At 63.0% G+C, this 13,444-nt stretch carries 14 protein-coding genes and 1 pseudogene; 8 read left to right on the top strand and 7 right to left on the bottom strand.

Annotated features, from left to right (window positions below; all coding sequences use genetic code 11):
• Positions 1-1,318 (top strand): annotated as a pseudogene (locus GOEFS_RS23470) (murein biosynthesis integral membrane protein MurJ); the annotation flags it as partial.
• Positions 1,318-1,926, top strand: coding sequence for a DNA-3-methyladenine glycosylase I (locus GOEFS_RS14215; RefSeq protein ID WP_007318622.1), 609 nt, complete (start codon positions 1,318-1,320; stop codon positions 1,924-1,926). The pseudogene GOEFS_RS23470 and the gene GOEFS_RS14215, both read left to right, overlap by 1 nt.
• A 9-nt stretch (positions 1,927-1,935) precedes the next feature.
• Here GOEFS_RS14215 and GOEFS_RS14210 read toward each other — a convergent pair whose 3' ends face one another.
• Positions 1,936-2,304 carry a hypothetical protein gene (locus tag GOEFS_RS14210; RefSeq protein WP_040525185.1) on the bottom strand — a complete coding sequence of 123 codons (369 nt, stop codon included), beginning with the start codon at positions 2,302-2,304 and terminating at the stop codon, positions 1,936-1,938.
• 68 nt (positions 2,305-2,372) lie between these two features.
• Here GOEFS_RS14210 and GOEFS_RS14205 point away from each other — a divergent pair, with 68 nt between their 5' ends.
• Positions 2,373-3,479: an aminotransferase class V-fold PLP-dependent enzyme gene (locus GOEFS_RS14205; protein WP_007318620.1), complete on the top strand. Its 1,107-nt coding sequence runs from the start codon at positions 2,373-2,375 to the stop codon at positions 3,477-3,479.
• Here the strand turns inward: GOEFS_RS14205 and GOEFS_RS14200 are convergent.
• Entirely contained in the window at positions 3,473-4,051 is a 579-nt protein-coding gene (locus GOEFS_RS14200) for a TetR/AcrR family transcriptional regulator (protein ID WP_040525183.1), read from the bottom strand. The genes GOEFS_RS14205 and GOEFS_RS14200 overlap by 7 nt on opposite strands.
• A gap of 86 nt (positions 4,052-4,137) precedes the next feature.
• On the opposite strand from GOEFS_RS14200, the gene GOEFS_RS14195 reads away from it, so the two are divergent.
• Positions 4,138-5,451: an MFS transporter gene (locus GOEFS_RS14195; protein ID WP_007318617.1), complete on the top strand. Its 1,314-nt coding sequence runs from the start codon at positions 4,138-4,140 to the stop codon at positions 5,449-5,451.
• Between the two features lie 150 nt (positions 5,452-5,601).
• On the opposite strand, the gene GOEFS_RS14190 is transcribed toward GOEFS_RS14195, so the two are convergent.
• A complete protein-coding gene (locus tag GOEFS_RS14190; protein ID WP_007318616.1) occupies positions 5,602-7,014 on the bottom strand; it encodes a hypothetical protein in 1,413 nt (470 codons plus the stop codon).
• A 125-nt stretch (positions 7,015-7,139) separates the two neighbouring features.
• Here GOEFS_RS14190 and GOEFS_RS14185 point away from each other — a divergent pair, with 125 nt between their 5' ends.
• Together GOEFS_RS14185 and GOEFS_RS23255 are read left to right on the top strand one after the other, a co-directional pair.
• Entirely contained in the window at positions 7,140-7,463 is a 324-nt protein-coding gene (locus tag GOEFS_RS14185; protein WP_007318615.1) for a hypothetical protein, read from the top strand.
• Complete coding sequence (locus GOEFS_RS23255) at positions 7,456-7,752, top strand: hypothetical protein (RefSeq protein ID WP_138918020.1); 297 nt, start codon at positions 7,456-7,458, stop codon at positions 7,750-7,752. Before GOEFS_RS14185 ends, GOEFS_RS23255 begins: the two co-directional genes overlap by 8 nt.
• 413 nt (positions 7,753-8,165) lie before the next feature.
• Here GOEFS_RS23255 and GOEFS_RS14180 read toward each other — a convergent pair whose 3' ends face one another.
• Together GOEFS_RS14180 and GOEFS_RS14175 are read right to left on the bottom strand one after the other, a co-directional pair.
• Positions 8,166-9,119, bottom strand: coding sequence for an NADPH:quinone oxidoreductase family protein (locus GOEFS_RS14180; protein WP_007318613.1), 954 nt, complete (start codon positions 9,117-9,119; stop codon positions 8,166-8,168).
• 4 nt (positions 9,120-9,123) lie between these two features.
• Positions 9,124-10,440 carry an MFS transporter gene (locus GOEFS_RS14175; protein WP_211600664.1) on the bottom strand — a complete coding sequence of 439 codons (1,317 nt, stop codon included), beginning with the start codon at positions 10,438-10,440 and terminating at the stop codon, positions 9,124-9,126.
• 48 nt (positions 10,441-10,488) lie between these two features.
• Between GOEFS_RS14175 and GOEFS_RS14170 the strand changes: the two genes are divergently transcribed.
• Positions 10,489-11,082, top strand: coding sequence for a YqgE/AlgH family protein (locus tag GOEFS_RS14170; protein ID WP_007318611.1), 594 nt, complete (start codon positions 10,489-10,491; stop codon positions 11,080-11,082).
• On the opposite strand, the gene GOEFS_RS14165 is transcribed toward GOEFS_RS14170, so the two are convergent.
• Complete coding sequence (locus GOEFS_RS14165) at positions 11,069-11,728, bottom strand: enoyl-CoA hydratase-related protein (protein ID WP_007318610.1); 660 nt, start codon at positions 11,726-11,728, stop codon at positions 11,069-11,071. The two genes, GOEFS_RS14170 and GOEFS_RS14165, sit on opposite strands and share 14 nt — an antisense overlap.
• Positions 11,729-11,737: 9 nt before the next feature.
• Positions 11,738-12,358: a TetR/AcrR family transcriptional regulator gene (locus GOEFS_RS14160; RefSeq protein WP_040525182.1), complete on the bottom strand. Its 621-nt coding sequence runs from the start codon at positions 12,356-12,358 to the stop codon at positions 11,738-11,740.
• Positions 12,359-12,523: 165 nt separating this feature from the next.
• Here GOEFS_RS14160 and GOEFS_RS14155 point away from each other — a divergent pair.
• Positions 12,524-13,444, top strand: a 921-nt coding sequence (locus GOEFS_RS14155; protein ID WP_245549859.1) for a CocE/NonD family hydrolase, incomplete at its 3' end; no start/stop codon positions are given.

Below are 13,444 nucleotides of genomic sequence, written 5' to 3'. Positions count from 1 at the left end.
ATCGCGCACGCTGCGCCTCGGACATGTCAACTCCTCGGGTGTCGCTCGTGTACTCGACGTGGTGCGCGGCTCGTCGGGCGGCATCGTCGTCACCGAGTGGGTACCTGGCTCGTCGTTGCGTGAGGTCGCCGAATCCAGCCCGTCGCCGGTTGGTGCGGCCCGCGCTGTCCGGGCACTGGCCGCCGCGGCCGAGTCCGCGCATCGTAACGGCGGTGCGCTGTCGATCGACCACCCCGATCGCATCCGGATCTCTACCGACGGCAACGCGGTCCTCGCCTTCCCCGGAACGCTCGTCGGTGACGACAAGGCCGGCGATGTCCGCGGACTGGGCGCGGTGCTCTATGCGCTGTTGCTCGCTCGGTGGCCGCTCGACGGTGAGACCGGCGCGAAGATCGTCACCACCAACGACAAAGAGGGTTCGGTCGGAGGCCTACCGCCAGCCATCCCCGATGGCAACGGCAAACCCGTCGAGCCGCGCGAGGCACGTTCGGATGTGCCTTTCGAGATCTCCGCGGTTGCCGCCCGTGCGCTCGACGGTGATCGTGGAATCCGCACTGCCGGAACGGTTCAGCATGTGTTGGACCAGGCAACCGTAGTCGACCTCAAGACCGACATGCTGCCGGCCGTCGAAGGCGGACCCGAGCCGGTCACCGTCACCCGTAACGATCGATTGAAACCTGGCCGTGACACCGACGAACCCGAGCGCAAGCGCAACGTCGGCTTGATCGTCGGCGCGGGCCTCTTGGCGCTGATTGTGGTGATCGCGTTGATCGTGTGGATGTCGAATGCGTTGGGCGGCAGCGGCGGTCCAAGCAATATCGACACCATCATCACTACTTCGACGTCGGGACAGGCACAGTCACAGCCGACCGCGGGCCCGATTACGCTTACCGGCGCCAGCGTCGTGGATTACTCGGATCAGACGCCTGACCCATCGACCAATGTGGCTAACGTGATTAGCGGTCAGCAGCCGGCCTGGCGCACCGACCCGTATCGGTCGTCGCCCGACTTCGGTGGTCTCAAACAGGGCCTCGGTTTGATGTTCAATCTAGGTGGCTCCAAGACGGTTAAGTCGGTGACCATCCGCACCACCACACCGGGATTCAACGTCGAATTGCGAACCGCGCCTTCACCTACGGCCACCCTTGCGCAGACAAAAGTGGTTGGCTCGGGCGATGTCGGCGGCACCAGTGTCACCCTTAAGGTCTCCAATCCGTCGGCCAGCCCGTATTTCATGGTGTGGCTGACCGACTTGCCGAGCGGCCCGAACGGTAATGGCTATCAAGCGGTCATCAGCCAGGTGTCGATGAATAGCTGATGCCGCACAACGAATTACCCGACGGCGCGATCCTCGGCGACGACGGACTGGTGCGTACGGCATGGGCCGGGCCGCCCGGCATGATGCGCGACTACTACGACACCGAATGGGGTATCCCGGTAGTCGGTGAAGCCGCACACTTCGAACGCCTTGTGCTCGAAGGGTTTCAGTCCGGATTGTCGTGGGCGATCATCCTGCGCAAGCGGCCCGCGTTCCGCGAGGTCTTCGCCGACTTCGACGTCGACACCGTCGCCGCGATGACCCCCGACGACGTCGAGCGGTTGATGGGCGATGAGCGAATCGTGCGTAATCGCAAGAAGATTGAAGCCACGATCACCAACGCCGCCGCGGCAATCGCGCTGCGCGAGGACGGTGGCCTCGAAGAGTTCCTCTGGTCGTTCAGACCGGCCGACACGCCCCGGCCGGTGACCATCGCCGATGTCCCGACCACCTCGGCGGAGTCATTGGCGCTGTCGAAAGCGTTGCGCAAAAAGGGTTTTCGATTCGTCGGCCCGACGACCATGTTCGCGCTGATGGAGGCGATCGGCATCGTCGATACACATCTGCTGTCCTCGCACCGACGGGGAGCCTCCGGAGTCTGGCAGTAGCCGCACGGCTCATAGGTGTTCGCCCGCATCCGCGACGCCGTCACCGTCGCGGTCGGTGAGCACGCAATCGTCTCGGCCGTCTCCGTCGATGTCGAGGTATAGGCGTCGCGCGAAGGCGGCGACATCCCACAGTCCCCGCCCACTGTCGCGGTAGAACGAGTCCGGAGTGCCGTCGTCGTCGCGGTCGAGGGCCGCGATATCCGCGACGCCGTCACCGTCGGAATCCCACATGGCGTCGTCGGCACGACCGTCGCCGTCGAAGTCGAGTCGAACGGCGTCGTTCCTGCCGTCGTGATCCAGATCGGCGTCGGCCGGCGAATGCCAATGGCTCACCGAGCCGTCACCGGTGCCGAAGAAGTAGTCGATGGCGTGGTCCACCTGTATTGGACGCAGCAGCGGGCCGCGGGGTTCCACCGGAGTTTCCTCGACCTACTACGCTCATCACCATGTTCATCAGCGAGCTCGGCGAACAATGGCACGGCGCCCGAATCGATCCGACGATCACTCACCTCGACTCGGCATCCGCTGGTCGTTCGTCTAACGCTGTTATCGAAGCGATCACCGATCATCTCTGGCGCGAATCGGGACGCGGCTCCTACGTGGCGCTCGACGACGTCTACAACGAATTGCTCGACGGCCGCAACGGTCTCGCCGCACTGCTTGGCACGACTGGCGACCGCATCGTCTATCGCGATAGCGCGCGTGCCGCGCTGCGTTCCCTGCTCTCCGCCTGGAATCTGCCTATCGCGACAACGGTGTGGGTGGCCAAGAATGAATTCGGGCCCAACCTTATCGAATTCGAGCGCCGAGGGTTCGCGGTCCGCACCCTGCCCGACGCCGATGTATACGGGCACGTCGACGTCGATGCGCTGGAAAATATGCTGCAGTTCGAGCAGCCGGAGTTCATTCACGTGTGCCAGATCGGTTCGGCCAGCGGTGTGGTGCAGCCGGTGAAGCGGATTGTCGACGTCGCGCACGACGCCGGGGTACCGGTCGTAGTCGACATGGCACAGGCGATCGGACATGTCCCGACGGTGACCGGCGCCGATTTCAGTTACGGCACCAGCCGGAAATGGCTCACGGGTCCGCGAGGCGTGGGATTCGTTGCGGTGCACGAGAAGTCGCTGCGCCCAGTCGCGTTGGCCGATCTCGAGGTCGGCACCGATTCCGGCTACATCGCCGGGCGGTTGGGGCTCGGGCGGGCCGTCGCCGAAATCACCACGGTGGGAGCGGCCAAGGTGCATCGCGAACTGGCCAAGGTGGGACAGGCCACGCGTGAGCGGATGAATGGCATCGGCAGTTGGGAGGTGGTCGAGCCGATTGACGAACCGTCGGCGCTGGTGACCCTCGCTCCCCCGCCCGGTTGGCAAGCCGGTGACGTGGCCGCGGCCGCGGCTCATCTGCGCAGCACCGGCGTCCTGGTCACCGCCGCGCATATCCAACGCGCACCGCTGGCGATGGAGCATTCGGTACTACGGCTCAGTCCACACCTCGACGTCACGCGCGAACAACTCGACCGAGTGGCGGGCGAGTTGCGGACGATGGGTTACTGACTTCGACTGCTACTCATCGAAAGTACGTCGGACACAAGCAGTTTCGGATAGTCAGCGTCGATCGGTAGGCCGAACACCGCATGGTGGTAGAGCGGTGCGATCACGTGGTCGAGTACCTGCCGTACCTGTGGCGCGGATTCCTCCCGGCGGTGGGCACGCTCGATCATCTCGCTGGCCTGCGCCGTCCGAATGGTCCAGCACGGGCAGGTTTCGATCACGCCATCACGGGCCGCGACCATCGCCCGCAGATACGACGTCCGATGCGGACGGCTGATGTCGTCGGCGATGATGGTCGCCCAGTGCGACAGGTCGCCCGCGAGATCGCCGGTATCGGGTAGTGGCTCGTCACGGGTGAGCGCGGCTACGGCGACTTCCTCCAAGAGTGCGTCGATGCTGCCCCACCGCCGGTAGATGCTCGTCGCGTTGACTCCGGCCACGTCGGCAACCTGCGGAATAGTCATGGTTTCGCGATGCCCTTCGGTGACCAGCCGCCCGACCGCGCGGTACACCGTGTCGCGGACACGCGCGCTGCGGCCGCCGGGGCGTTTGCGTGGCGCTGTCGTCGTAGTCATGCGACCATTATTGCAAACAAGTTGGCTTTTGTTCCGAATTGGGCCTACGCTCCTAATGCAATGATAAATGCGTTAGAGGAGAAGCGATGACCAGCGCTCGCCTGTCGGCAAGTACTGCCCCGTTTTGGTGCGTGTCGGCGATCACCGCGCTCGTGCTGTTCGCGTCGGCCGCGCCGTCCCCTATTTATCCTCTGTACCAACAGCTTTGGGGCTTCTCGTCCTTCACGCTGACACTCATCTTCGCCGTCTATGTGATCGCGCTGCTGACGATGCTGCTCACCGTTGGCTCCATCTCCGACCATGTCGGTCGCCGACCGGTCCTGCTCGCCGGTATCTCGGTTCTCATCCTCGCGATGGTGGCCTTCGCGCTCGCCGACGGTGTCGCGACTCTGATGGTCGCGCGGGTGGTGCAGGGTATTGCCACCGGCGCGATTCTGGGCGCGCTGAGCGCGACGATGCTGGATCTGCAACCCGACGAGCAGACCGGTGCGATGGCCAACGGCGCGGCGCCGGGCGTCGGGTTGTCATCCGGCGTGATCGTCGCGGGCATCTTCGTCGAATACGTTCCCGATCCACGGGTGATCATCTACGTGCTGACCGGTGTCGCGCTGGCAGCGGCGCTCGTAGTGGTGCTGTGGCTGCCGGAGACGTCGCCGCGAGTTGGCTTCGACGATCGACGTCACGTCGTTTCGACGATCGCGCCCCGTGCGTCGGTACCGTCGGTGGTCGCTCCGGTGTTCTTCGCGGGCGTCCCGGTGATGTTGGCTACCTGGTCACTCGGCGGCATGCAATTGTCGCTCGGGTCATCGGTGGTGGCACGCATACTCGGCATCACCAACCACGCTGCCGCGGGCGCGGCGTTGGCTGTCTTCTTCGTCGTCGCCGCGATCGCGGCCGTGGCATCGAGTTCGATGGACCCCGAACCCAAGCGCGCGGTCGGCCTAGTGGCACTGTTCGTCGGAGTGCTGACCACCTTGACGGGCGCGCTGTCGGCTTCCACCCCCGTCTATCTGATCGGGTCGGGAATCGCCGGCATCGGTTTCGGCACGGCCTTCGTCGCCGTGGTCGCGTTGCTGGGTGCTGTCACGCCGGCTGACGAACGCGGACGAGTGTTCGCGGCAGTGTTCGTCGGAAGCTATCTGGGCTTCTCGATTCCAGCGGTGGTCGCGGGCGCGTCGACCGGCCATTTCGGTTTGCGCACAACGTATATCGGCTATTCGATCTATGTGATCGCCCTGGTGGTGCTGGCCGGGATCAGTGCGGCACTCGTCGCGCGGCGGGCGCGCCGAACGTCGCTACACCGCGACGACGGCGATGAGATCGTCGAGGCCGACGAAGTCATTGGCGTTGCGAGTGTAGAGGCAGGCGTCGTGAGCGTGTGCGGTAGCCGCGATGAGTAAGTCCATCGAGCTCGTTAACAAGCCTTGTGTCCACGAGGTGCGATCAGCGCAATCATGCGTATCAGCTCTTGCCCTTCGGCGTGTTCTGCGCATTTTGCTGCTACTCTTCAGCGCTGGCTACTCCCGCTGGCGATGATCGTACGATACGTGTCAGTGATACGGTCGAGGGTCTTCGATGCCCCACGCACCGAGGTGCCCGTTGACCGCCAGCCATTCGACAATGGCGAGGTTTATGGGGTCAGGGCGAACCGAATCTGCCAGCCGCTGAACAGACCGCGTCAGGGCTGAATGAAGGACGGCGTCGGTTGCGAGTAGGTGCGAGATGACCTGTACGGCGATTGTGAAAGTGCGGTCCCAACGCGGTGTACGTAGCCCGTCCGCGCCCGCATCCGCCGAATCGCAATCGATCTGATGCACTGGGAGTCCATCTGTGATGGCGGAGAGGATTCTCGTATGGCCGGCCCGAACGCGGTCGCGGTATTCGGCTGCAGTGCAGTCCCGGTTCTGTTCAGCGCCGAGTGCGAGTCCGTCGATTAGATCGTCACTCTCCCGCAACCAGATCAGTTTCACATGTGGCGAATGATGACCGGTTGGCAGTAGTGCACTCGCGTCCTGATTCCAAGCGCCGACGTGTCCCCATACATACCGGTGCCAGGGACTGGCGAGGAGGTCCTGGTGGGCATCTGCACGATATCGCCAAAGATCCTCGTTGGCAGGCAATCCACCGGTCGGTCGCCTCCACTGGCTAAGCCCCCGCGTGTTCACGAAGCCATAGCCCAGCATCCTGGCAACTAGAGCGGCGACGTCGAACGGCCACGTACCGAGCGTCAGCGACACGACAGCAACCGACCGAACGCCAACATGATCCCACGTTCGAGTAGGACCGAAGGGCGAAACGGTATGGGCAACGGAATAGCGGAGTGAAAGTGCCACGGATGCACTGGAAGGTGAGGACTCGGACTCGGTGTTCTTCGGTGACCACACCGTGTGCCCCCGGGGCGCAAAGACCACGTGATTTTGGCTGAAAGCGTCTCCGAGGTCAGCCTCGAGTGCTTCCCTCAAGGTCGTCAGATCGCTCAGATGGTCCGACAGGTAGCGAAAGTCAAGTCGATCAGCCACGTGAATCGGAACATCGGTGGGCCCTTCAACTGCCGGATGGACTGCGACAGCCCATCGACCAGATGCCGTTGCCGCGGCAACGATCCGACCCGTGGCGGCCGTGGTGTCGGACGCCCGCACCTGTTTCTCCAGATCGCGTAGCTCGCCTCTAAGTTCTAGAATCCGCTTCTGCGCGTACAGCTCAGATTCAATGCCATCCTCGGGTATTGCTCCCAAGAGTCTAGCGAAGTACAGGGGGTCTCCCGCCCAGTGATAGCTCAGCTCCGGGAGTTGCGACAGTTGAGGGCGGCTATGGCGGCGCCTCCAGTCCCGGACCTGAGCAGAGGTGACGATTGGAGCTCCGGCTCCGTCATTGAAGCGTTCGGCGATCTGGGTTGGGGTGCCGTCATAGGCCTCGAAGTAATCAAAGAACGCATCCCAGGCAGTGTCGGCACGGTTCGCCATTCAATTCTCCCTGCAATATTGGATCAATAAGTGATGTGGACTCGCGCAATGCTGCATGCATAGTCTTGCATGTGTTCGGGTGTAGGTCCGAACTCAGGCAGCTGAAAGGACGCAGGAGGCGTGAAATGAGTCAAGAACTTGCACTCGCGAGTGGTGTGCGTGCCGTTGGAACCGCAGTCACTGAGATCGTTAAGACGTACCGACTGTCGCGGAGCTACAACCGTGCCGAACTCGACGCACTAAGTGACCGCATAGCAGAGGTGCGCGCGCAGGCGGCATCACAGGGTCGGGGTCGGCTTATGAGGACGAACATCGAAGAACTTGCAGCGACCCAGCAACTGATCGATTCGCTCGGACTTGAGGGGTACGTGCTCGAGTTGGCCGTCGACCAACTGCGGACTCTGAGTTTTGCGCTGAAGCGGAATTTTGAGGATTTCTGCCGTGCCTGAACCCAGCGAAGGTCGCCAAGCGGAATTTGAACCATCTACGAATATTCAGAGCGTCGGCATAGGGACGTTCTCGGTAGTCAAAAGGGTTGATATGCAACAACCGTCGACTGACCCGACCCGAGACTTAATGGCCTCCATCGCAAAAGCCATCGAAGAATGGGGCCAACGTCATCACCTCGAAAATCTGCCGCCCGACATCGTGTTCGAGCAGGCACTCAGCGCGCTAAACGAGGTATATCGGGTCGCCCAAGAGCGACAGCGGCGACACAGTCAGGATGGTGCACGATGAGCTGGATCTGCATTCTCGTCGTTCTCATTCTCGCGGCGGTCGCGGTCTGGAATCTCGGTGGTAGGGAAGCTCTCCGCGAACAGCATTATCGGTTGTCCGCAAGAGTGTTGGGGACTAAGGCACGAGCGACAATCAAGTTTGACCACTGGCTTGAAAAGGGATCGTCCCCGAGCACTCGTCGGAGTGGCGGACGGCGCTGAGATTTTCGAACTCGTCTAGACCGAGTAGTTCGGAAGGTAGCGGTGCGACGTCACTCTAGCCACTAGGAGAATGCCTCTCTCGCTGGCAATTCCACGGATCTCGCACGTCGTGATTTATCAACTTTCGATCCGTATCCCAGTCGACATCGGCCGGGCCGGTGAACAGCGTTTCGATGTCTGCCCACTGTCGCCAGGGACGTGACGCCGCGGGGACTAGTCGATCGTCAGCACGACCTTTCCGGTGGCTGTACGTCCCTCGAGGCTGGTGAGAGCATCGACGGCGTGCTCGAGCCCGAAGGTCTTACCCACGACAGGTTTGATGGCCCCGCTGCGCAGGTGCGGTTCCATCGCCGCCATCTCCTGGGCGATATGACCCGGGCGGGACAGGCCGAATGCGCCCCACCCCACGCCGATTACCCCAATATTGTTGAGCAGCAACCGATTTACCTTTACCGTCGGGATGTCGCCGGCGGTGAACCCGATGACGAGTAGCCGTCCGTGCTCACGAAGCGTCCGTAGGGAATCGGTGAAGCGATCGCCACCTACCGGATCGACGACAATATCCACCATGCGTCCGACGGACTCCCGAAACCCTTCTGCCAGAACGTATTCATCCGCGCCGGCGGCCGTCGCGATGGCCCCTTTATCGTCGGACGACACCACTGCGATTACGCGACCCGCGCCGAACGCCTTAGCCACCTGAATGGCGCTGGTTCCGATTCCGCCGGCCGCGCCGTGGATCAGGACAGTCTCGCCCGCCATGAGATGGCCACGTTCGATGAGTGCGAAATACGAAGTGCCGTAATTGAACGGATACGCTGCACCTTCGGTGAAACTGACGTCGTCGGGAAGCGCGAATGTCAGGTCGGGCCGGGCGATCGCGACTTCAGCGAAACCACCGAGCAGCGGTAGCGCCGCAACCCGGTCTCCGACCGCGAAACCCGAGCCCTCGGGGGCATAAGACACCACACCCGCTACCTCGGCACCGGGAACGAAGGGTAAATCCGGCTTCATCTGGTAGAGCCCGCGCGTCTGCAGCAGCTCCGGGAAGGCCACCCCGGCGGCCTTCACATCGATGGTGATCTGCTCGGGATCGTGGGGTGCGGGGATGTCGACGAGTTCGATCGCCGATGGACCGTCGAGGCTGCTGATGTGAATGGCACGCATGCCCTCACCCTAGGGCAGCGGGCGCCGCGTGACCGGGAGCGTGCCGAATACCTCGATACAACGCGAAGGTCGCGAGCCCACCGAGCACGTACAGCGCGGCGCCGACGAAGATCAACAGCGGCGATCGTCCGTCGGCGGGAATCGTGACCGCGGCGACCGTAATCGCCGCGACGTAGGCGATATTGAAGACCGCGTCCTGGACGGAGAAGACTTGGCCTCGAACGGTGTCGGTGATGTCGAGTTGCATCGCGACGTCGCCGCATAGTTTGGCGGTCTGGCCGACGAGGCCGAGCACCGCCGCGGCTATCCCAACCGCGACCGGTTGTAGTCCCAATAGCGCGAGCTGCGCGATGACGCCGACTGCCATCGCGAGCAGGATGGTATTGCGTCGTCCCACTCTCGCGACGGAGAACGGAGTGCTGACGGCGGCGGCGAACGCGCCGACCGCGGTACAACCGGCGACCATCGCCAGACTGCCGAATCCGCCGCCGGGCGCGCTGTGTTTGGCGAGCACCAACAGCATGAGCGAGTTCATGCCGAAGACCAGTCGGTGAGCGCCGATGGCCGATAGCGCGGCTGCGACGGTTCGGTTCGCCTCGACCGCACGAGCCCCATGCACTAACCCGACCGATACCGCGTGCAACGCGGAATGTCCGGCGTCATCGGGGATGTCGGGTCCGAGAGCTTTGCGCGCAAACCGGTGCGCGATCCACGCCGCGATAAGTGCGCCAACCACACCGGCAAGTGTGGTTTCGGCGCTGCCGACGTTGTCGTCGCCGAAAACCCAGCGCAGGCCGACCGTGATCCCCGCACCGACCGCGAGCATGCCCGCGCCAACCGTGGTGAACAGGGAATTCATCGCGACGAGAACATCTTTACCGACCACATGCGGAAGGCTGGCCGATAGGCCGGAATTCACGAAGCGGCTGGCGCCGGTCACCACCAGCGCACCGATAAGCACCACGGTTTGCGGCGCACCGGTAGCCACTGTGGCCGCGACGACTCCGATCAGAACAGCGCGAATGATGTTGGCATATACCAGAACTGACCGTCTGTCCCAGTGGTCAAGGAGTGCGCCGGCGAATGGGCCGAGGATCGAGTACGGCAATAGGAGCACCGCGAACCCGCCGGCGACCGCCAGTGGATCGGTATGGCGTTCGGGGTTGAACAGGATCGCGGTGATCAGTGCCGCCTGAAAGACGCCGTCGGTGATCTGACTGGCCACCCGGACTGCGAGCAGCCGACCGAGGCCGGGCGAATGGGTGAGCGAAGATAGAAAGATCCCTATTGCCGATGTTGACGAAGGGGATCGAGATCTCACTGCACAAGACTACCGACCTCGTGGCGATGCGCATGCCATGATTGATTCGTGAACGGCGGTGATGAATTCGTTGCGTCGCAACGTCGGGTGCGAGCTGGGACATTGCTCATCGCATCGACGACGCTGACGGAGTCCATCTTTGCGCGTTCGGTGATTTATCTGATTGAGCACAATGACGAGGGCAGTCTCGGCGTGATTCTCAACCAGATGAGTCAGACCGCCGTGCATAACCTTCTTCCGCGGTGGACGGACTTGGCCGCCAGCCCGCGCGCACTGTTCATCGGGGGACCCGTCAAGCAGGATTCCGCGCTGTGCCTCGGGGTGCTTAAACCCGGAATCGATTCCGGGCCAATCGAAGGCATCAGGCATGTCGATGGTCGGGTCGTGCTCGTCGATCTCGATGCCGATCCCGAACAACTTGCCGAAATTCTCGAGGCGGTGCGCCTATTCGCCGGCTACTCAGGCTGGAGCAGCGGTCAGCTCGACAGCGAGCTCGGTCAGGACAGTTGGCTGGTGGCCTCCGGGTTGCCGCGCGATGTCACGGCGCCCGCGACTGTCGACGTGTGGTCGTCGGTACTGCGCCGACAGCCGTGGCCGTTGCCTCTGTTGGCGACATTCCCCGACGATGTCATGAGTAACTGATCGTTAGCGCTTCGGTGACTGACGCGTACATGGTCGCCTTGATCGCGGACACCGTGCCCCGGTCCTTTCCGAGTTGTGTCGCCAGCCGCGCGACGGCCTCGTCGACGACTTCCGCTTGGGCGACCGCCGCGTCCGTCAGACCAACCTCGCAGGCCTGCTGTCCGCCGTAGCGATGTCCACCGACCATCGCATCCAACGCCGCGCGGGGACTGAGCTTCGCTTGAATCAACGCCGCCATGCCGGGCGTGAATGGGATGTTGATATCGACTTCCGGGAAGCAGTAGTAGCCGCGGTCCACGCGCATCACCCGATGGTCGTGTGCGATCGCGAGCATCGCGCCCGCGCCGAACGCATGGCCGTTCACCGCCGCCGCGGTCGGCAGCCCAAAGGTGAGAATCCGGTTGAACAGCTTCTGCACCTGTCCGACGTACCACTGGCTGCGGTCACCGTTGGCCAGCAGCCACTCGAGGTCGAGACCGTTCGAGTAGAACTTGCCCGTTCCGACGGTGACCAGGCCCTGAGCGCTGCCTTCGATTTCGTCGAGTAGCGCGTTGACCTGGTCGAGCCAGTCGGGGGTGAAACGGTTCTCGTCGTCGCCGAGAGTGAGCAGTGCGATCGTGTCTCGGTAGGCAACGGTTGGCGCCATGATTGGGTCCTATCTGTTGGGGTTTCTCGGTTGTGGGGCGGGTGGTTCGAGGGCCAGGATTGCTCGTACCGCGGCGGCCAGGCGTGCGCGCGCCGCGGCGTCGGGTGTTCGGTCGCGACGTAACAGCAGCGCGGTCGGCAGTTCTACGACGCAGTCGCGAATTACTGCTACCGCCTCCCGGTCGCCGCGCCCCCACATCGCCTGTGCGAGTCGGATGAATAGTTCGGTAAGGGTGCCCTCGAGAGCCTGCAGTTGTGTAGCGACGTCGGTTGGCATTTCTCGTGAGCCCAGTAGTTCGGCGCGGTCGACCGTCAAGAGAAATCGCCCGGAGGTTCCGAACGCGATGGAGAACTCGGCCGGGCTGTCGGCTGCCGCGACGACAGCGTCGATGGGATTCGCCTCCTGATCGACCGCCGCTCGCTGGAGGTCCAGGAAGCGTTGCGCGGCACGTAAGCAGACCTGTCCCAACAGTCCCGACCGGGATCCGAACGCATGGTAGATCGCCCCGTTGGAAGCGCCGGTGACCTGCGACAAGGCTCGGACGGTTACCGAGGCGGGCCCGGATTCGACGGCCAGTTTCTCGGCAGCGTCCATCAACTCGTCAAGGTCATGGAGGCGGGGCCGCGGCACCGGACAACAGTAACAGAGCAGCCGCTCTATTACTATACCTTCTTGTGATCTGACCCACTAGTAAGGCACTATGTTCCGCAGTTCATATCTCAGCTAATACTCAGGATGGAAAGTCGGGTTCCAGGGATGCGCGCTGCTTTGATCATTTCGACGTTGGTGACGTCGATGCTCTTATTGATCCAACCCGGAACCGCCGGTGCGGTGACCGCCGCCGGGCCCAGTGGTGGCGTTGCGGGTAAGCAGTGGACGCGCGCCCACGACGGCCCCCATCGGTATGCCGGCGTGCATGTCGACTGGGATGTCCCGATTCGGATGAGCGACGGCACGGTCCTTAAGGCCAACATCTACCGACCGGGTGACGCGGCCGAACGTCCGACGACGACCAAGACTCCGGTCATCGTCAATATGACCCCATACACCAAGTTGGTGACGTCGGTGGCGACGGCCACGCTGCAGAACCCGATTCTCGAGCCATTCGTTATGCAGATCGCATCGATGATCAACCTCAGCGGTACACCGATCGACGGCATCACCGAATTCGCCAAAGCCGCGAAAGGCGGTGGCATACGGTCGTTTTCGGTGGATCTGGACCTGGTTCGCAGCGGTTACACCCAGGTCGTGGTCGACGTGCGAGGGACTGGGTTCTCGCAGGGTGTGTGGGATGTCTTCCAAGAACGCGAGCAGAAGGACACCGTCGAGGTAATCGACTGGGCCGCCAAGCAGCGATGGTCGACCGGCAAGGTCGGGATGAGTGGCGTGTCCTACTCCGCCATCAACCAGATCCAGGCGGCCAACAAGAATCCCACGGCGCTCAAGGCGATCATGCCGGTCGAGCCCGGCGGCGACCTCATCCGCGACATCGTCGCTCCCGGCGGTGCATTGGGATTCGGCTTCCTGCCGAACTGGCTGCTCGCGGTCAACGGGCTTAAGATGGTGCCCGACGTCAAGTCCATGTTTACCGGAACATTCGACTGGAAGTGGTTGGCCAGCAGGATATCTGACCCGTTCGTCTTCTTCCCGCAACTCTTCGCGGCGCTGTTCACCCCAGACATCAAATCGATTCCGCCCGATCTCAAGAGACTGCTC

It is taken from the genome of Gordonia effusa NBRC 100432, from assembly GCF_000241305.1.
GTDB lineage: Bacteria > Actinomycetota > Actinomycetes > Mycobacteriales > Mycobacteriaceae > Gordonia > Gordonia effusa.
This window is presented reverse-complemented; position numbering and strand designations above follow the sequence as displayed.

Excerpts from the sequence above, each read along its gene's own strand:
- GOEFS_RS14195 (WP_007318617.1), top strand. The coding sequence starts at position 4,138 with ATGACCAGCGCTCGCCTGTCGGCAAGTACTGCCCCGTTTTGGTGCGTG.
- GOEFS_RS14200 (WP_040525183.1), bottom strand. The coding sequence starts at position 4,051 with ATGACTACGACGACAGCGCCACGCAAACGCCCCGGCGGCCGCAGCGCG.
- GOEFS_RS14215 (WP_007318622.1), top strand. The coding sequence starts at position 1,318 with ATGCCGCACAACGAATTACCCGACGGCGCGATCCTCGGCGACGACGGA.
- GOEFS_RS14165 (WP_007318610.1), bottom strand. The coding sequence starts at position 11,728 with ATGGCGCCAACCGTTGCCTACCGAGACACGATCGCACTGCTCACTCTC.
- GOEFS_RS14205 (WP_007318620.1), top strand. The coding sequence starts at position 2,373 with ATGTTCATCAGCGAGCTCGGCGAACAATGGCACGGCGCCCGAATCGAT.
- GOEFS_RS14185 (WP_007318615.1), top strand. The coding sequence starts at position 7,140 with ATGAGTCAAGAACTTGCACTCGCGAGTGGTGTGCGTGCCGTTGGAACC.
- GOEFS_RS14180 (WP_007318613.1), bottom strand. The coding sequence starts at position 9,119 with ATGCGTGCCATTCACATCAGCAGCCTCGACGGTCCATCGGCGATCGAA.
- GOEFS_RS14190 (WP_007318616.1), bottom strand. The coding sequence starts at position 7,014 with ATGGCGAACCGTGCCGACACTGCCTGGGATGCGTTCTTTGATTACTTC.